Origin of the sequence: Bacillus sp. SORGH_AS_0510 (assembly GCF_030818775.1) — a bacterium.
Taxonomy (GTDB): domain Bacteria; phylum Bacillota; class Bacilli; order Bacillales; family Cytobacillaceae; genus Neobacillus.
The window spans coordinates 3,157,586-3,176,486 of the sequence record NZ_JAUTAU010000001.1; the positions used below are offsets into that span (position 1 = coordinate 3,157,586).

An 18,901-nucleotide genomic window follows, 5' to 3' on the forward strand; every position below is an offset into this window, starting at 1 on the left:
TCCTTTTCATCCGTTTAAAAACGTACATGATGGCTTACTTGAAGCCGTTATCTTCTAAGAAGCTTGCTGTTATACCTTTTTGACTCTTTGTTTTAGTATGATTGTTTGAGAGGTTTGTTAAAAAGTGTCCGACATATTTACCTATCATATCGCATTCTAGGTTCACGATATCGCCAGGTCCTTTTATTCCTAAAACAGTTTCAGATAACGTATGAGGAATTAAGGATAAAGTAAAGCTATTCTCGGTTACAGCAAATACAGTTAAGCTTGTCCCATCTACAGCAACCGATCCCTTTAATATGATATATCTAAGTAAGTCGGGATCTGCTTCAATTTCATAATAAACCGCATTTTTGACTGTCTGTTTGCTTTTTATTACCCCTGTTCCATCAATGTGTCCAGAAACAAAGTGCCCTCCAAACCTTCCACCAGCAGCCATGGCTCTTTCTAAATTCACCTTTGATCCTCGTTTTATCGCATTTAGACTGGTTGCTTTTACAGTTTCAGGCATCACATCAACTGTAAATTGTTTAAATGAAAAAGAAGTAACGGTAAGACAAACGCCGTTGACAGCAATGCTGTCTCCCAGATGGACATCTTCAAGAACTTTTTTCGCTTCAATCGTTAAAACAAACGATTCTCCCGTTCTCTGAATATTGGCTATACTGCCTATTTCTTCAATAATACCGGTAAACATAATCATTCTTCTCCTTGCATAGGTTCTGCAATAATCCTTAAATCATTGCCAATCCTATCTACTTGTCTAATATTCAATGAAACGGCTTGAGCTATTTTTTCTATTCCCTGGCCTCCAAATAATGTCGGTGCCCCTTTTCCTCCAATTAATTTTGGTGCAATATAGGTAATTACTTGCTGAAAAGCTTTTTCCTTTAAAAAGCTTCCATGTACTTCTGAACCACCCTCAACAAAAAGCGAGGTAATCCCTTTCTTCCCAAGAACCACAAGTAATTCTTTAATGGAAATCGTGCTTGTTTTCATGTGAATGATTTCAACGCCATATTCCTTAAAACGCTCTACCTTTTCTGAGTCAACATCACTTCCAGTAACAATCCAAGTCGGGGCTTCTTGGTCAGTTATCACCTTTGCCTGGTGGGGGGTCCTAAGATATGTATCAAGGATAATACGAACAGGATTTTTGCCACCAGATGGAATTCTTGTTGTTAAGGACGGATTGTCCTTCATTATCGTATTAACTCCAACTAGAATACCATCATGCTGATGGCGAAACTGATGGACATCTGCTCGTGCTTGCTCACCAGTAATCCACATACTTTCACCAGCGACAGTTGCCGTCTTTCCATCCAAACTTGAGGCCGTTTTTAATGTCACATAAGGTAGTCTTGTTTGAATGTTGTAGAAAAAAATTTTATTTAGTTCACGGGCTTCCTCTTGAAGTAAACCCACGTCCACTTCAATTCCAGCCTTTTTCATTCTTTCAATCCCTGTTCCCACCACTTGAGGATTGGGATCAGTCGTTGCAACAAATACTTTTTTTACGCCAGACCTAATAACCAAGTCAGAGCAAGGTGGAGTCTTACCAAAATGACTGCATGGCTCAAGTGTTACATACAAAGTAGCATCCTTTGCCTTTTCACCAGCCATTTGAATGGCATGTACCTCCGCATGTGGTTCACCTGCTTTTAAATGGGCCCCCAAGCCAATCAGTTGCCCGTCTTTCACCAATACCGCACCGACAACTGGATTTGGCGTGGTTTGGCCTAATGCTCCTCTTGCAAGATCAAGTGCTAAATTCATATAAAATTTATCATCCATCCTATCCTCTCCTTTATTAAGGAATAAAAAAGGCCCTGAAGAAACACTGTTCTTCAGGGCCAAAAAAGACAATAGGAAATAAAAGCTTAAAAATAGGTATACTTCACCCTACCCATAAACCTCGTTTTTCCTTCTCCCATCCAGACTTTAACTGTCGGCCCTGGAGTTTCACCAGATCCACCGTTTATCCAAGCGGATAACCGGGTCACGGACTAAGAAGCATGGCTTCATCACCGCCGGTTAGGAATTTCACCTGACCCCGAAGGAATTATTTAGCTATATTAAATGTTATTATACTTAATTCATCGAGTAAAGGAAAATGTCCCTAAAATTAAAAAAGGCCCTATACAAGGGCAAGATTTAATCTCTATAAATCTTAACAGGTAAATAAATCTCAAAATGAAGATCACCTGCTGCATTTTGATGTTTATATTCTTCCTTATAGATTTCCAGGCTTAATGCATGATGGTCCTGTTCATATCCATATTCTTTCATCCAATTTAACAAGCGGTGATACGTATTTTCTACTTCTTCTGGCTTTCCATAATGGGTAGTAAATACATAATTTTTGCTAGGAATCGTAAAGCCAATCATTCCTTCTGGGATTGCATCCAGCTTCTCTACTGGGGTAGTGACGTAATATGTAAATTCTGTTTCCCTGCTATGAAACGGTGCAATGAGAACCGGGTCTTTTGTCTGATAGGGTACCTCCTGCAGCCGTGCTTCCATTTTGTTAAAAAGACTTGGAATGGTACTTGTTTCTGAATATGTACCCGTCCAAGATATTCCCACTACTTTCATCTCTTCTTTTTCAATTACTTGGATACCCAAGCTAATCCCCCCTTTTGTTCCATCATATTTCTATTATTCTAAGAATATCCCTTAAAGTCCTGCAAAATATTTCGACTACGGAGATATTTTTTTGAAAAAATAATAAACAACCATAACAACTGGCTGTTTTAGGAGGATTATTATTTTAAGATACTTGATGAGATATCAAAAGCATTCCAGAGAAAAGCAGCATAGAGTGCTGAAAGAATCCAAGCTAGAAGTGGTTTATAATAATGAATCGCAAGCACAGAAAACATGACAAAGCTAAAAAAAGCAGACCAACCTAAATTCCATCCATTTTTATGGACAAGCGCACCTAACTTTAAATCAGCATACTCATTAATGGTATATATAATTGTCCAAAGCAAGATATTGGCAATTTTCTTCTTAAAAGACTTTGACATATGGCCGAGGAAAATGCTAATTGTCACTGGATACTTTATTAACATGACCAAAAAAGCAATATGGGTATGTTTAGCCCATCCCTTATCACTTCCTACAGGCACATATTCCCACATACTATGCTTGTAGAATAAATATTGATAGACTAAATCACCCACCATTAAAAAGAGAAAGGTGGGATAAAACGCTTTCCAGTTTTTCCAATCTCCCCATTTTATTGCTGAAAAAATATAAAGGACCCCATATAATACGTTCAGATTCACCCGGATGCTCCTTCGCCTTTTAATAATACCTATTGTTTCCAATTCATTGTTAAATTATCAAAAGTAAAAGGGGATGTCACTTTCTTTCTAACATCCAAAATGGCTACGAGCTGCTGGTAGGCTGTTCGTTTATAATATCCACGTTCAATTGAAGGTGTATAAAAGGTTCCATACAGCTTTTTTTCTAAAAAATCATAATAAAATGACCCTACTTCCAAAGTTCTTACCGCTTTGTTTGTACTCCCAGTAACTACCGCCAATTCTTCGCTTCTCTCCTTAGCAATCAATTGGTGATGATTATTTACAATTGAAGCAATTTCTGCAATCACTTCTTGTGATTTTTCATAGGCAATTCCTCTGGTTGTAATGGCTAATGTATACGGTTCATTTGCAAATACAATAGCAGCATCATTATAAATTAAATTCATTGGAATCATTCCAACTTTATGGGCAACAGGCACGTCCTTAATTCCGTTTGGAATCGTAGAGTTATAAACCGTATGTTCAAGGTATTCGATAAGCTTCTTCCCATTTACGCTTTGATTTGAATAGCGATACAGTTCCCCTGTGTATAAAGTTAAATCGTCAGCAGAAGTGAGATTTCTTCCTCCTGGATAGGCGTTGACTGCCCCAAGGCTTTTTAAAAATGCGACAAACTGATTGGGTCCTACCCGCTCTTTCAACATAATGAAAGCGATATTATCACTATAGATCAAAGCTTTTTCAACTAATTCGCCAATTGTATAGACCGTCCCCACCTTGTCATTTTGGATGACACCGCTTCCTCCAGAATAATGCCGGCTTTGATAAGTTAATGGTTCGTTTAAATCAAGCTTCCCCTCATCAGCAAGTTGCATTATGTATAACGCTAGCGGTAGCTTAATTGTGCTAGCAGCAGGAACTTGTGTCTCACTATTTAAAGAATAACTTTCATTTGTCACGAGATTTTTATAACGGAGTGTCACTTTCCCTTGATATGGTTTTATGTATTCGGCCAGGTCTGCTTGAAGGTTATTAAATTCTTGAGTATGTTCGGCTTTTACTGTACCATTCAAGCCTACTTGTGTTAGTAAAATGAAAAATATTAAAGCGATGGCAATCTTTTTCACTGTTTCCCCTCCTAGTAACTAAGTACTAGTTTAATAGAAAAAAGAGGGAATTTTTGTCGAAATTTGCAGAAAATATAAGATTTTTGTAATACTTTTTATTGATGTAGTTTTATAATATGCTTTGTTAAACGTGCCTGTTGATTTCCGCTCCAGGCACGAGCGGTTCGTGGGTGTTTCGGCGAGCCTCCTCGACGCAAGCGTCTGCGGGGTTCCCCCTGAACCATACTCCCACAGGAGTCTTCGTGCCTTCCTCTCCAATCAACAGGATGTATAAATCAACACTGTTCTTTAACAAAGTCTTTTAATAAAAAGCTTCTCCCAGAGTTTCCATGGGATAAATTTTCTTAACATGAGAGTTGGCCTTACGCCTTTTCCAATTGGATATCTTAAATTCGGCCTCTCGTCTAAAGCTATTCTGGCTATTTTCTCTGCCACATCTTTTGGGTTGCCAAACTGCCCTTCACCTGAAGAAATGTAGTCTTCGATTCTCTTCATATAGTTAAAATAAGGAGAATCTGTTTGTAAGGAAAGTGTGGTAACTTGTTTGCCTGTGGTCCAAATACTGGTCTTATAGGAACCTGGTTCAATTAAGGCGACAGATATCCCAAAAGGGGATAATTCTAATCGTAAGCTTTCGCTCCACCCCTCCAAAGCGTGCTTGGAAGCAACATATGGCGATAGGCCCGGAAACGCTATTCTCCGGCTTATACTGCTAACATTAATGATTTTCCCTTTCTTTTGTCTACGCATGAATGGAATAACAGTCTTTGTTACTGCAATGACACCAAAGAAATTCGTATCGAATTGTTTTCGGTACTCTTCCATTGTTATTTCCTCAACAAACCCTGCTCCAGCAAAGCCTGCATTGTTTACTAGAACATCTACCCGGCCAATACTTTTAATCAGTGCAGCTAATCGTTCAACGGAAGACCCCGAGGTAACATCCAGTTCATGTATAATCAAATTCGATTGTATTGTAAGTCTTTGGGCCTGATTTAGAAGCTCATCTGCTTTTGCTTTATTCCTCATTGTCGCGATTACTTGAAAGCCTGCTTTTGCTAACTCTAATGTTGTTAATAGACCAAAACCACTTGAAGCCCCAGTGACAATTGCAATTGGTTGATTCATTTTTTATGTTTCCTCCGTATTTTACTATTTACATGGCTCTGTTAAACATGCCTGTTTGATTTCCGCTCCAGGCACGAGCGGCTCGTGGGTGTTTGGGCGAGCCTCCTCGACGCAAGCGTCTGCGGGGTCTCTCCTGAACCATACTCCCACAGGAGTCTTCGTGCCTTCCGCTCCAATCAACAGGATGTATAAATCAACACTGTTCTTTAACACAGCCATTTACATAATAACATGAAAAAAGGCTGCTCAACTTTTGAACAGCCTTTTACTAGTCTTATTGTTTTATTTTATACTCCCTGAGGAATAGCTAATTTCAAGCCTTTTGCAATTCGCTCGCCATACTCTTGGTCTGCTTTATAGAAATGCTGAATTTGGCGGAGTTTAATATCATCTCTTTCCACCGGCTTCATAGCACCAACAATGTTTTCTACGAGGCGTGTTCTTTCTTCTTCAGACATCAAACGGTATAGGTCACCGGCCTGTGTGTAGTGATCATTATGATCATAAGCTACTTGCTCAGCTGCCCCTGACACCTGGAATGGAGTTTGCTTATGTTCTGGCGCTTCTTTTGGTCCGCCAAAACTGTTTGGCTCGTAATAAACAGTACCGCCGCCATTGTTATCAAATCGCATCGCCCCGTCACGTTGATAGTTGTTCACTTCTACCTTTGGACGATTAATTGGTAGTAAGTTATGGTTTGGACCTACACGATAGCGATGGGCATCAGAATAAGCAAAAATACGACCTTGAAGCATTTTATCAGGTGAAGCTTCGATTCCCGGTACCATTGTTCCAGGTGAGAATGTAGCTTGCTCTACTTCGGCAAAATAGTTCTCTGGGTTGCGATTGAGAACCATACGGCCAACCTCAATTAGTGGATAGTCTTTGTGGGACCATACTTTTGTTACATCAAATGGATCAAAGCGATACGTATTCGCATCTTCAAATGGCATAATTTGAACTTGAAGTCTCCACGCAGGGAAATCCCCGTTTTCTATAGCATTATATAAGTCTTCAGTATGGTAATCTGGATTGTCTCCAGCTAGTTTTGCCGCAACATCAGGAGACATGTTTTTAACACCTTGCTCTGTTTTGAAGTGATATTTTACCCAAACAGCTTCTCCCTCATGGTTTACCCACTTAAAGGTATGGCTTCCATACCCATTCATATGGCGTAGAGTAGCCGGCAATCCACGGTCACCCATTAAATAAGTTACTTGGTGCAGGGATTCTGGAGATAAGGACCAAAAGTCCCAGATCGCATTAGGATTTTTCAAATGTGTTTTAGGGTCTCTTTTTTGTGTATGGATGAAATCAGGGAATTTAATCGCATCACGAATAAAGAAAATGGGTGTATTGTTTCCTACTAAATCATAGTTTCCTTCTTCTGTATAAAATTTCACAGCAAAACCGCGTGGATCACGAACCGTATCAGCTGAACCTAATTCGCCGGCTACCGTTGAGAATCGAATAAACATTGGTGTTTTTTTTCCGACACCAATAAATAATTTTGCTTTTGTGTATTTTGACATATCGTTGGTTACTTCAAAATAGCCATGTGCCCCTGCCCCTTTTGCATGAACCACACGCTCAGGTACCCGCTCACGGTTAAAATGCGCTAATTTTTCTAGTAAATGTACGTCTTGAATTAATGTTGGGCCGCGTGAGCCTGCAGTCATTGAATTTTGATTATCACCGACTGGGGCCCCATTACCTGTAGTCAAATTCTTGTTAACATTACTCATGTAATCACCTCGTAAACTATTTTTTAGCTTAACTAGATTATAATATAAATTTTATTATAATCAATACTAAATTATAATTATTATAAATTAGTACTGATTATCAATTAGGTGACATGTACCCACTATTACATAGGTATTAAAAATATAGGACGTTATTCCAAAATTAAGAAATATCGCCCTAAAAAATTTTATTTCAATTGTGAGGATTCATTATTAATATAGAAAAAAATAGATTATACTGTAGGTAACGTACATTTTAGGAGGATTTCTTTATGAGTGAAATAAATCAAACAGAGGATTCAAAAAAGAAGATTAGTTTGCAAGAGGCAATGAAGCAGCAGCTTTTAAATAAGAAGAATAAAGCTACTTCTGGAAATTCCAATGTAAATGGCTCTTCAGCAACACAAAAAATGAGAAGTCAGCAAACAAAGAAGGTTAGCAATTCACGGAGAAAGATGGGTGTCTAACGGCCAATATCGAAAAGATATCCTTCCAGGATTAGCAGTTAAAATTGTCCTAAAAGCTGACCAAAGAAGTGGCAAACTAACTGCAGGTGTGGTTAAGGATATTTTGACCAATTCAAGTTTCCATCCCCATGGCATAAAAGTCAGGCTCACTGATGGACAAGTTGGACGAGTACAGGAGATTTCAAATATTTAATTTCAAAGTGAAAGCTTCTGCCCTTTTGGTGGAGGCTTTTTTCATAAAAAAAAACAGACTCCGTTTTGGAGTCTGTTTTTTTGGTGGGTCATTATGATTTACGAACGTTAACCGCTTGTGGTCCACGTTGTCCATTTTCGATTTCAAACGTAACCTCTTGACCTTCATCCAATGATTTGTAACCTTCACCTTGAATAGCAGAGAAATGTACGAATACGTCCTCTCCACCTTCACGCTCGATGAATCCAAATCCTTTTTCGCTGTTAAACCATTTTACCTTACCATGTTCCATTTCCTTTGTAGCCTCCTAGCATGTACCTTATACATGAAATTGCAATATACTTGCCTGATTATTTTTACCCACAAATTAAAACCTTATACTCAAATGTAAAAAAAATAAATTAAATTTTCACCCTTTAGATTACCCATTTATGGATGGCTTTTGCCACTCCATCTTCTTCATTTGTTGAGGTAATCCAGTCTGCCGACGCTTTAACAATTTCTTGAGCATTTCCCATTGCTACGCCGACCCCTGCTTCTTTGATCATCGCTAAATCATTCATACTGTCACCAACAGCCATTACATTCTTCATATCTATCCCTAAACGACTGCAAACCATTCTTAGTCCTTTTGCTTTATTAATCCCAACAGGATTTACCTCAATATTTTTCAGAGTTGAATTGCTTAGTTCGAATTCACCTTTCGCTTCAAGCTCCTGTTTAATTAGCTCTCTTGTAGTATCATCATCAATATTAAAACCAAATTTTAACCATTCTACACTATGTAGGTCCTCCGGCATTTCATTATGCCAGCTTCGATCCGTGCTTATCGCCCAAAATTTGGTTTGATGTTGTTTCGTTAGTTCCCACATCCATTGGATAAGTTCGGTATTCACTAGGTTTCTCTCCACTAACTGACGCTGATGGTCCCAAATTTCACTTCCATTTACCGTTACCAAATATGAAGTCAATTCAAGCGAATCAGCATGTTCTCTACTAGTACCAATGGAGCGACCAGTACTAAGAACAACGGCAATACCCTTTTCCTGTGCCTTTTTAATTGCTTGACGATTGGCCTCTGAGATCTCTCCTTTTTTATTTAAAAGAGTTCCATCCATATCAAGTGCGATAAGTTTAATTTCTACATCCTTTTTATAGTTATCCATATGTATTTGTCTCCTTTCGCCCTTTCCTTACTAGGGTAACACCTTTTACGATAAATAAACAAAAGTTACGGTTTACATAATTATTTTATATAAAACAAAAAGAACTCTTACTTATATATAGAGTTCTTTCTGTTTTTATCGCTGAAATTGCACACGGTGAAGGTTTGCAAAGATACCGCCTTGTTCAATGAGGTCATCATGGCGTCCCTCTTCTGCAATCCCATCTTCCGTTACGACAACTATCCGATCAGCATTGCGAATAGTCGCAAGTCTATGGGCAATAATAAGTGTTGTCCTGTTCTGCGCTAACTCCATCAATGCTTCTTGAATTACCATTTCCGTTTCTGTATCTAACGCAGAAGTAGCTTCATCCAAAATTAAGATCGGAGGATTTTTCAAAAACATACGTGCAATGGCAATTCGTTGTTTTTGTCCCCCAGAAAGTTTCAACCCTCTTTCTCCAATTTGTGTTTCATAGCCGTCCGGTAAGGTAGCAATAAATTGTTCAAGATGGGCACGTCGTGCTGCATCATAAATTTCTTCATCCGTTGCATTTTGCTTTCCATAAGCGATGTTCTCACGGAGAGTGCCAGTAAAAAGAAACACATCCTGTTGAACAATTCCAATTTGGGAACGTAGTGATTTTTTAGTCAAATCCCGAATATCCATACCGTCGATTTTAATTTCCCCACTATTCACATCATAAAATCTTGGAATTAACGAGCAAATTGTCGTCTTACCAGCTCCTGATGGGCCTACAAATGCAACCGTTTCACCAGCATTGATCTTCAAATCAATATGTTCGAGGACTGATTTATGCCTGTCATACCGAAAAGAAACATCATTAAACACAATATCTCCTTTTAAGGAATCAACCACAATTGCATCCTTTGTATCTTTGACTTCCGGTTCTGAATCAATTAATTCAATAAAACGCTTAAATCCTGCCATTCCTTTTGGATAAAGTTCCATAATTGCACTGATTTTATCAATAGGTTTAAAGAGAACATTAACATAAAGAACAAAACCTACCAGTTCTCCATATGTCAATTGACCTGTAAAACTTAACCAAGCGCCGTAAACGAGAACAATAATGGTAATTAACCTTGTCATCATATAAATGCCTGATAAGCTGAACGACATAACCCGATATCCACCGAGTTTGGAAGCACGGTAGGTCTTATTATTCTTTTTAAATCTAGCAATCTCATAATCTTCATTTGTAAATGATTGAACAACCCGACTACCTGACACACTATCCTCAACACGAGCATTCACATCTGCAATACTTGAATACATTTGCCCCCAGGCCTTATTCATTTTCAGGTTACATATCACAACAAGTAAAATTAAAAAAGGAAGAACTATAATTGCAAATAATGACAGTTTTACATTGATTGTCAGCATAATCCAAAATGCACCTATAAAAGTCATTATGGCAATAAACACATCTTCTGGTCCGTGATGTGCAAGTTCACCAAGGTCAAAAAGATCATTAGTAATTCTACTCATGATATGACCTGTTTTCGTATTATCGAAGAAACGAAAAGATTGCTTTTGTACATGTTCAAACAATTCTTGCCTCATATCTGTTTCAATATTGATACCAAGTTTATGGCCCCAGTAATTCACAATAAATTGTAGAAAGGTACTCAATAAATATACTAGGAAAAGGCCGATACTAACTGACACAATTGCTTGCCAGTCCTCTCCAGGCAGCAATTTATCAATAAACCATTGTACTGCTAATGGAAAAGCCAGTTCTAGTGCTGCGACCACAATGGCACTAAAAAAATCTAATATAAACAATTTTTTATGCGGTCGATAATAAGAAAAAAATCGGCGGATCATAGAAAAACTCCTTTTATCAAGGCTCTGTTAATCTAGCCTGTTGATATCCGCTCCAATCAAGATGATGGAATAATCAACACAGTTCTTTAACACAGCCTTTTTCAAAATTAGCAATAATAGGATTATATGAGAAATATGTAAACAATTTCAAGTTTTTTGAAAATTGGTATCAAAATAAGAAACGTTGGCTAGCATTCTAAAGATTCACTTAAGAGGTGCCTGACCACGTTTCCTCAGCGTAAATGACAGTCTATTTTACTAAGAAATCAACATGAAGAAGAGTATCTGAATAAATTGTATATGCGCTCTTTTGCTCTAAACGACCGAAGCCCTGATTTTTTCCCCCTTCGGTCGTTATGAACCCTTCTAATCGACCGATGGCCTGATTTTCTTAACGCTTCAGTAGTTATGAACCCTTCTATACGACCGGAGCCCTGATTTTTTTACCCCTTCGGTCGTTATGAACCCTTCTATACGACCGGAGCCCTGATTTTTTTAACGCTTCAGTCGTTATGAACCCTTCTAATCGACCGACGTCCTAATTTTTTTACCCCTTCAGTCGTTATGAACCCTTCTAATCGACCGGAGCCCTGATTTTCTTAACGCTTCAGTCGTTATGAACCCTTCTATACGACCGGAGCCCTGATTTTTTTACCCCTTCGGTCGTTATGAACCCTTCTAATCGACCGATGGCCTGATTTTTTTAGCCCTTCAGTCGTTATGAACCCTTCTAATCGACCGAAGTCCTGTTTTTTTATGCCCTTCGGTCGTTATGAACCCTTCTATACGACCGGAGCCCTGATTTTTTATGCCCTTCGGTCGTTATGAACCTTTCTAATCGACCGAAGACCTGATTTTTTTACCCCTTCGGTCGTTATGAACCCTTCTAATCGACCGAAGTCCTGATTTTTTTACCCTTTCGGTCGTTATGAACCCTTCTATACGACCGGAGCCCTGATTTTTTATGCCCTTCGGTCGTTATGAACCTTTCTAAACGACCGAAGTCCTGATTTTTTTTGCCCTACAGTCGTTATGAACCTATCTAAACGACCGAAGTCCTAATTTTTTTACCCCTTCGGTCGTTATGAACCCTTCTAATCGACCGGAGTCCTGATTTTTTTAGCCCTTCGGTCGTTATGAACCCTTCTATACGACCGGAGCCCTGATTTTTTATGCCCTTCGGTCGTTATGAACCTTTCTAAACGACCGAAGCCCTGATTTTTTTTGCCCTACAGTCGTTATGAACCCTTCTAATCGACCGGAGACCTGTTTTTTTTACCCCTTCGGTCGTTATGAACCCTTCTAATCGACCGAAGTCCTGTTTTTTTAACGCTTCAGTCGTTATGAACCCTTCTAATCGACCGAAGACCTGATTTTTTTACCCCTTCGGTCGTTATGAACCCTTCTAATCGACCGAAGTCCTGATTTTTTTAACGCTTCGGTCGTTATGAACCCTTCTAATCGACCGAAGACCTGATTTTTTTACCGCTTCAGTCGTTATGAACTCGTCTCAACGACGGAAGCTCAAATTTCCCTTCCCCTTCTCCCATTAACCTCTAATTTGCACTTATTTTGGCATTCTAAATGACATCTAATTGGACATGAATTTTCAATGTAAAATATGTATTTTTACTCAAAAAACACTTTAATAATGGACTGCCAATACTAAAAGAAATGGACATTAAACCTTGATATAACAACAAAAATGGCATGCGTCAATTCACATGCCATTTCATCTTTCAATTTGTCTTCGTGCACCCCACAAGTGAACCCTTTACTAGCATTCCGAGCTTATCTTCTATTATTTTAATGATGATGGTGGATACCCTTTGAAGGATTTGTAATAAGCCATTCTTCTTTTGGTACGTGGAAGAATTGAATCCAGATATTATCTAGATACTCATTATTTTTTTCAATAATAAAGTCAATTTCCTTATCGGATTTAATTATTTCATCCTTTTCTGTAGGAGTATCGAGCATTAAATCGTAGTGTGCATGATCTCCGTGGATGCTTGTTACATATATACGAAATAATTTTCCTTGTGCTTCCTCTTGATCTAACATTTTATTCAATGCTTTTGCAGCATTGCGGTTAATTTTGACTTTCATTATATGCTCTCCTCTAACTATGTATTCACCTATATTATCCCACGAATGTAATAAAATAGACAACTATTATTGCAGGAACCTTGTAACAACGCCATTTTCCATTTTATCTCAATATTAGGCTTTTAAATCCTTAACAAATTTGTCACAACTTTTTTCAAAAACCTATGTTAACATCACATCTATGTTGTTAATATTGTGTTAAGGAAACAAACACACCAATAGTTATTATTTAATAATTAATTTAATTATTGTTTTTTGTTTTTATGAAAGGGCATGACTCTAGCAAAGTTTGTGAATGAATTCACGAAGAGATTGTGAAAAAACGAACAATTATTGGAGGGGAAAATCTCAATGTTTAAAAAGAAATACTTCGTTCCATTATTAGCTCTACTTCCTGTACTGCTTTTAAGTGGATGCGAACCAAATATGCTTGTTTTCGAGCCAAAGGGTCCTGCAGCGAGAGATATTCTTGACTTGATCAATTGGTCGCTCATCTTCATGCTCCTTGTGGTTATTGTCGTTTTTGGTTTATTTGGATATATTATCTGGAAATACCGTGCAACACCTGAAAATAAAGATTACGAGCCACCTGAAGAACATGGCAGCACAAAATTGGAATTTATTTGGACTGTTATTCCTATTCTGATCGTAATTGCTTTAACCATTCCAACAGTTACAACGATATATAAACTTGAAAAACCACCTGTTGGCTATGAAAATAAAAAACCTATCGTGATCCATGTTACATCTGCCGACTGGAAATGGATTTTTAGTTATCCAGAACAAGGTATTGAAACAGTGAACTATGTTAACATTCCTGCAGGTACACCTGTTGAGTTTAAATTAACATCAGCTGGTACTATGCAATCTTTCTGGGTGCCTGAATTAGGCGGTCAGAAATACACAATGAATAAAATGGAAACTCAACTGTACCTTACTGCAGATAAGCCTGGGGAATTTCTAGGCCGTAACACAAACTTCAACGGAAAGGGCTACGCTGAAATGGAGTTTACCGTTGAAGCAAAGTCACCAAAAGACTTTGATAAATGGGTTAAGGACGTTAAAGATAAGGCACCAAAATTAACGGAGAAAAAATACAATGAACTCCTAAAGCCGACACATTTAGGACGTGAAACATTTATTGGTACACATTTAGCTTGGGTTGACCACGCAAAAATGAACTCTAAGACTTATACAAACCCAGAATTATATGAGGTCCATGGCGTCAAAGGTAAGATCTTTAAAGATGAAGAACCTAATGGCGAGTCTATGGAGAGTATGAATAAGAATGAAAATTCTAATGGAGGTGAACACGATGGGCATTAATTGGCATGACTTCTTCATCGTGGGGAACCCTTTAATACTAGGTTCTCAGATTGCTATTGTTCTAACAATGGTAGGTATTGTTGCTGGAGTTACCTATTTAAAAAAATGGAAATGGCTCTGGCGTGAATGGCTTACAACTGTAGACCATAAACGAATCGGTATCATGTACATCATTTCTGGTGTATTAATGTTCTTCCGCGGTGGCGTGGATGGCCTATTAATGAAGGCACAAACCTCACGCCCTGAGATGCAATTTTTAGATGCACAGCACTATAACGAAATTTTCACCACTCATGGTGTAATCATGATTTTATTCGCAGCTATGCCACTTTTAATTGGTTTAATGAACGTCGTTATTCCACTGCAAATTGGTGCACGTGACGTTGCGTTTCCGCAATTGAATGCGCTAAGTTTCTGGCTATTCTTTGCAGGTGCAATGCTGTTTAACATTTCTTTCGTTGTTGGTGGTTCACCAGATGCTGGATGGACAGCCTACTTCCCTCTTGCAGGGAAAGAGTTCACTCCTGGTATCGGTAACAACTATTATGCAATAGCCTTACAGATTGGCGGTATTGGTACTCTGATGACAGGTATTAACTTTGTCGTAACAGTTTTAAAAATGAGAACAAAGGGCATGACATTAATGAGAATGCCGATGTTCACTTGGACATCATTTGTTGCTTCCATTATTATCATTGCTGCTTTCCCAATCTTTACTGTAGCACTTGCTCTAATGACATTTGACCGTATTTTCGGTACCCATTTCTTTACGCTAAGCGGCGGTGGAATGGATATGATGTGGGCGAACTTGTTCTGGCTATGGGGACACCCTGAGGTATATATTGTTGTTCTTCCAGCCTTCGGAATGTTCTCAGAAGTTATTTCAACTTTTTCTCGAAAAATGTTATTTGGCTATAAATCAATGGTCTTTTCCGTCGTTGGAATTGCTTTCTTAAGTATGCTTGTATGGGTTCACCACTTCTTTACAATGGGTGCTGGACCAGCAGTCAACTCTGTATTCTCAATTACAACTATGATGATTGCTATTCCAACCGGTGTTAAAATGTTTAACTGGCTGTTCACTATGCGTAAAGGCCGTATCCAATTTACGACTGCCATGCTTTGGGCACTCGCCTTCATCCCTTGCTTTGTTATTGGTGGGGTAACTGGTGTAATGCTTGCAATGGGTGCAGCGGATTATCAATATCATAATACTTTATTCCTTGTTGCTCACTTCCACTATGTATTAATACCTGGTGTAGTGTTCGCGGTATTTGCTGGTCTTTACTACTGGTGGCCAAAAATGTTTGGACATATGTTAAATGAAAAACTAGGTAAGATTCATTTCTGGTTCTTCGTCATTGGTTTCAATTTAACGTTTATGCCCATGTTCTTCCTTGGTTTAAATGGAGCGGTTCGACGCTCATATACCTATTCTGTTGAATCAGGCTACGCACCATTATTCCTAGTTTCAGCAATTGGTGCAGTTATTTTAGCAATCGGTTTTGGTGCCCTCTGCTACAATATTTATTGGAGTGCTCGTTATGCAGACCGCAATATCTCTAACGATCCTTGGGATGCAAGAACACTTGAGTGGGCGACTGCTTCACCTGTTCAATTCTATAACTTCGCGAAACAACCAGAAGTTAAATCACTTGATGCATTCTGGTATATGAAGAAAAACAACGAAGGTCTTACACTAAATGATGATGAAATAAAAGAAATTCACATGCCAAGTAATTCAGGATTACCAATCTATATGGGCGCTGTATTCGGAGTAGCCGGTTTCTTCTTAGTATTTGAATGGAAGATTGCCGCTCTTGTAGCAACGGTCGGAATATTAGCAGGATTAATCATTAGATCCTTTGATTATAATGACGGTTTCCATGTTCCAGTCGATGAAATTAAAGCAACTGAGAAAGCATGGCGAAACGTCGATAAAGGGGTGAATAACCATGTCAGCTAATGTGAATACAGCATTGCCTCTTGAATATCAAACGGAACAAAACAGAATGAACATTTTAGGATTTTGGATTTTCCTTGGGGCAGAAATCATTCTATTCGGTACACTATTTGCGGTATTTTCCGTATTAAATGCAAGATATGCAGGAGGACCTACTCCTAAGGATCTTTTTGAAATAAAAGATGTCATGGTTGAAACCATTCTCCTATTAACTAGTAGTTTTACCATGGGACTAGCGATTTTTGAAATGCGCCGTCACAACCGTAATGGTTTACTATTATGGTTCATCATTACCCTATTACTTGGTGCAGGGTTCGTCTTTATGGAAGTCACAGAATTTATTCACTATGTCCATGAAGGTGCAACCATGCAGACTAGTGCCTTCCTATCTAGCTTCTTTGTATTATTAGGCACGCACGGTCTCCACGTATCGATGGGTATTGGCTGGGCTACCATGGTTATTATTCAAATCTTCAAAAGAGGGTTAACTCCAGTGACAGCTAGAAAAACATTTATTATTGGCTTATACTGGCACTTCTTAGATGTAGTTTGGATCTTTATCTTTACATTTGTGTATTTAGCAAGGATGGTGTCGTAAATGGCTAAAAATACAAAAGGGTTTCCTGTTACACATGTTTTAGGATTTATTTTGTCACTAGTACTTACTTTCGCAGCACTTGGAGTAGCACTAAAGACTTCATTACCATTTAAAACAATCCTTTGGATTATTGGTTCACTTGCGGTCATTCAAGCTGGTCTACAGCTGTTCATGTTCATGCATATGAATGAAGGAGAAGACGGTAAGTCCAATTTGGTTAACATCGGATATGCCTTTTTCATCGCGGTCGTAACCGTTGGAGGATCTATCTGGGTTATGTCATTTGGAATGTAATAAGGAAAGGCAAGCGCCTTGGTCAGCCCCGACAGGCAAATGTTCTTCGGCAAGAAAAGTCGCTCTTTGTCTTTACTTGCCGGAGGTTATTTGACACGAGGGGCTAGGCGCTGGAACTGGACAATTCTCGAAGTCGAATTTAATACTTTCCTATAAATAAAAAAGGGTGTCAGGCAACCCCATGTGAAATGTTCACATGGTGCCTGACACCTTTTTTTATTTTGTGCTATTCTTTCTTTTGGTTCGGACTAATTGATAACCAATGAATGCCACATAAAGTGGAATGGCTACATAGATGAAGTATGGAAAGCGATGTTGTTCCTTCTTAAAGACAAGGTAAATCGCATAACCAAGAAAAAGTGTGATGATAATTCCGTATTTAGGCAACGGAATATCCTTTAAACTAGGAATTTTAATCGTACTTACCATCAAATAGCAAAGAACGAAAAAAGCAATTGGAAGAATGATGGCAGGCATTTTCCCATGAAACAAAGTTAATAGTGTTAATAATCCACCTGCTGCCGTAATTGGAACTCCCGTAAAATACTTTAAAGAGGATTTTACCGCATTAATATTAAAACGAGCCAATCGATAGGCACCGAATAATGGGAATAGACCGGCAATGGCCATTCCAGCGACTCCAAAATCACTGAAATAAGAATAGTAGGCCATCATCGCAGGCGCAACCCCAAAAGTTACAATATCAGCCAAAGAGTCGAGCTCTTTACCTAATTCACTTTCCACACGGAGCATACGTGCAATTCGCCCATCCATGCTATCTAGCATCATTCCAATTAAGATTAATATGGCTGCGTTTTTGTAATCCCCTTGTGCTGAATACATCACCGACAAAAATCCAAAAAATAAATTAGCAAGGGTAAATAAATTAGGAATACTGTTTCTGATAATATGTATCACTCCAAAAAAATTATAAAATTTATGCCACTTCTTTTTCTCGCTTATGCTTCTTATTATACTTCTTTTCCATATAAAATTGGAAAAACAAAATAGCAGTTGTTAACCAAAAACCACTTGCAAAATAACCGCCAATGATATCACTTGGATAATGGACACCCAAATAGATTCGGCTTATACCAATCAATAGAATCATTGCCACACTAACAATAATCAATAGCCCCCTCCCCCATCTGCTGGAAATATGGCGCCACAGAACAAAGGAAACTATTCCATATACTGTGAAAGCATTCATGGCATGTCCGCTAGGAAAGCTGTATCCTCCAACTTCAATTAATCGATGTAATTCGGGTCGTGCTCTCTTGAAAAATTGTTTCAACAGTTCATTTAGAAGTGCAGAACCAATAACTGTCCCGATAAACAATATTAGTTCTAATCGATGATGCAATACTTTATAAAGGAAAAATAAAAGTACAATGCTCAGTCCTATGACAACAGGAGCCGATCCAATTGTGGTAAAAAACTTCATGGTGCGAGTTAATCCAATCGATTCCAAACCTTGTATAAAATCAATAACATGATGGTCAAATTGATTGATCTTTCGGTCACTAATAAACAATGATATCAAACTAAAGCCCAATATGGAAATAGCACTTATAAAAAAAGCGATGACAAGTCTTATTTTTAAACTCATTATGATAATCCTTTCTATTTTTATCCCATTTGAGAATTATAAACAACATCACA

General features: G+C 38.3%; 19 protein-coding genes and 1 riboswitch. Of the genes, 6 read left to right on the forward strand and 13 right to left on the reverse strand.

Annotation, left to right across the window (positions count from 1 at the left end):
• Positions 1-34 precede the first annotated feature (34 nt).
• The 7 genes from ribE to katA all read right to left on the reverse strand — a co-directional run bounded on the left by ribE (position 35) and on the right by katA (position 7,272).
• Positions 35-697 (reverse strand): riboflavin synthase, encoded by a 663-nt coding sequence (gene ribE, locus QE429_RS16225; protein WP_307288399.1) that lies wholly within the window; start codon positions 695-697, stop codon positions 35-37.
• Between the two features lie 2 nt (positions 698-699).
• Positions 700-1,794, reverse strand: a complete 1,095-nt coding sequence (gene ribD, locus QE429_RS16230; RefSeq protein ID WP_307288401.1) for a bifunctional diaminohydroxyphosphoribosylaminopyrimidine deaminase/5-amino-6-(5-phosphoribosylamino)uracil reductase RibD — start codon at positions 1,792-1,794, stop codon at positions 700-702.
• A gap of 124 nt (positions 1,795-1,918) precedes the next feature.
• Positions 1,919-2,065, reverse strand: a riboswitch (FMN riboswitch).
• A gap of 89 nt (positions 2,066-2,154) precedes the next feature.
• Entirely contained in the window at positions 2,155-2,625 is a 471-nt protein-coding gene (locus QE429_RS16235; RefSeq protein WP_307288403.1) for a GyrI-like domain-containing protein, read from the reverse strand.
• Positions 2,626-2,765: 140 nt separating this feature from the next.
• Positions 2,766-3,290 (reverse strand): CBO0543 family protein, encoded by a 525-nt coding sequence (locus tag QE429_RS16240; protein WP_307288404.1) that lies wholly within the window; start codon positions 3,288-3,290, stop codon positions 2,766-2,768.
• A 29-nt stretch (positions 3,291-3,319) separates the two neighbouring features.
• Complete coding sequence (locus QE429_RS16245; RefSeq protein WP_307288405.1) at positions 3,320-4,399, reverse strand: serine hydrolase; 1,080 nt, start codon at positions 4,397-4,399, stop codon at positions 3,320-3,322.
• Positions 4,400-4,687: 288 nt separating this feature from the next.
• The gene (locus QE429_RS16250; protein ID WP_307288407.1) at positions 4,688-5,527 is read right to left on the reverse strand and encodes an oxidoreductase; all 840 of its coding nucleotides are present in this window, start codon (positions 5,525-5,527) and stop codon (positions 4,688-4,690) included.
• Positions 5,528-5,814: 287 nt separating this feature from the next.
• Complete coding sequence (katA, locus tag QE429_RS16255) at positions 5,815-7,272, reverse strand: catalase KatA (protein WP_307288408.1); 1,458 nt, start codon at positions 7,270-7,272, stop codon at positions 5,815-5,817.
• A 272-nt stretch (positions 7,273-7,544) separates the two neighbouring features.
• On the opposite strand from katA, the gene QE429_RS16260 reads away from it, so the two are divergent.
• Together QE429_RS16260 and QE429_RS16265 are read left to right on the forward strand one after the other, a co-directional pair.
• Positions 7,545-7,739 carry a hypothetical protein gene (locus QE429_RS16260; RefSeq protein WP_307288410.1) on the forward strand — a complete coding sequence of 65 codons (195 nt, stop codon included), beginning with the start codon at positions 7,545-7,547 and terminating at the stop codon, positions 7,737-7,739.
• Positions 7,732-7,932, forward strand: coding sequence for a YwbE family protein (locus tag QE429_RS16265; protein ID WP_307288412.1), 201 nt, complete (start codon positions 7,732-7,734; stop codon positions 7,930-7,932). The genes QE429_RS16260 and QE429_RS16265 overlap by 8 nt, the downstream gene beginning before the upstream one ends.
• 91 nt (positions 7,933-8,023) lie before the next feature.
• On the opposite strand, the gene QE429_RS16270 is transcribed toward QE429_RS16265, so the two are convergent.
• The 4 genes from QE429_RS16270 to QE429_RS16285 all read right to left on the reverse strand — a co-directional run bounded on the left by QE429_RS16270 (position 8,024) and on the right by QE429_RS16285 (position 13,058).
• Positions 8,024-8,224: a cold-shock protein gene (locus tag QE429_RS16270; RefSeq protein ID WP_307288414.1), complete on the reverse strand. Its 201-nt coding sequence runs from the start codon at positions 8,222-8,224 to the stop codon at positions 8,024-8,026.
• A gap of 124 nt (positions 8,225-8,348) precedes the next feature.
• Entirely contained in the window at positions 8,349-9,098 is a 750-nt protein-coding gene (locus tag QE429_RS16275; RefSeq protein WP_307288415.1) for a Cof-type HAD-IIB family hydrolase, read from the reverse strand.
• Positions 9,099-9,233: 135 nt separating this feature from the next.
• Positions 9,234-10,949 (reverse strand): ABC transporter ATP-binding protein, encoded by a 1,716-nt coding sequence (locus QE429_RS16280; RefSeq protein WP_307288417.1) that lies wholly within the window; start codon positions 10,947-10,949, stop codon positions 9,234-9,236.
• A gap of 1,806 nt (positions 10,950-12,755) precedes the next feature.
• Positions 12,756-13,058 (reverse strand): iron-sulfur cluster assembly accessory protein, encoded by a 303-nt coding sequence (locus tag QE429_RS16285; RefSeq protein WP_307288419.1) that lies wholly within the window; start codon positions 13,056-13,058, stop codon positions 12,756-12,758.
• A gap of 351 nt (positions 13,059-13,409) precedes the next feature.
• Between QE429_RS16285 and qoxA the strand changes: the two genes are divergently transcribed.
• The 4 genes from qoxA to qoxD are packed head-to-tail and all read left to right on the forward strand — an operon-like array spanning position 13,410 to position 17,239.
• Positions 13,410-14,384, forward strand: a complete 975-nt coding sequence (qoxA, locus tag QE429_RS16290) for a cytochrome aa3 quinol oxidase subunit II (RefSeq protein ID WP_307288421.1) — start codon at positions 13,410-13,412, stop codon at positions 14,382-14,384.
• Positions 14,374-16,350 carry a cytochrome aa3 quinol oxidase subunit I gene (gene qoxB, locus QE429_RS16295; RefSeq protein WP_307288422.1) on the forward strand — a complete coding sequence of 659 codons (1,977 nt, stop codon included), beginning with the start codon at positions 14,374-14,376 and terminating at the stop codon, positions 16,348-16,350. The genes qoxA and qoxB overlap by 11 nt, the downstream gene beginning before the upstream one ends.
• On the forward strand, positions 16,340-16,945 hold the full coding sequence (gene qoxC, locus QE429_RS16300) for a cytochrome aa3 quinol oxidase subunit III (RefSeq protein ID WP_307288423.1): 606 nt from the start codon (positions 16,340-16,342) through the stop codon (positions 16,943-16,945). Before qoxB ends, qoxC begins: the two co-directional genes overlap by 11 nt.
• Positions 16,946-17,239: a cytochrome aa3 quinol oxidase subunit IV gene (gene qoxD / locus QE429_RS16305; RefSeq protein WP_307288424.1), complete on the forward strand. Its 294-nt coding sequence runs from the start codon at positions 16,946-16,948 to the stop codon at positions 17,237-17,239.
• A gap of 216 nt (positions 17,240-17,455) precedes the next feature.
• Here qoxD and pssA read toward each other — a convergent pair whose 3' ends face one another.
• Complete coding sequence (gene pssA, locus QE429_RS16310; RefSeq protein ID WP_307288425.1) at positions 17,456-18,157, reverse strand: CDP-diacylglycerol--serine O-phosphatidyltransferase; 702 nt, start codon at positions 18,155-18,157, stop codon at positions 17,456-17,458.
• 19 nt (positions 18,158-18,176) lie between these two features.
• Entirely contained in the window at positions 18,177-18,848 is a 672-nt protein-coding gene (locus QE429_RS16315) for a phosphatase PAP2 family protein (RefSeq protein ID WP_307288427.1), read from the reverse strand.
• Positions 18,849-18,901 lie beyond the last annotated feature (53 nt).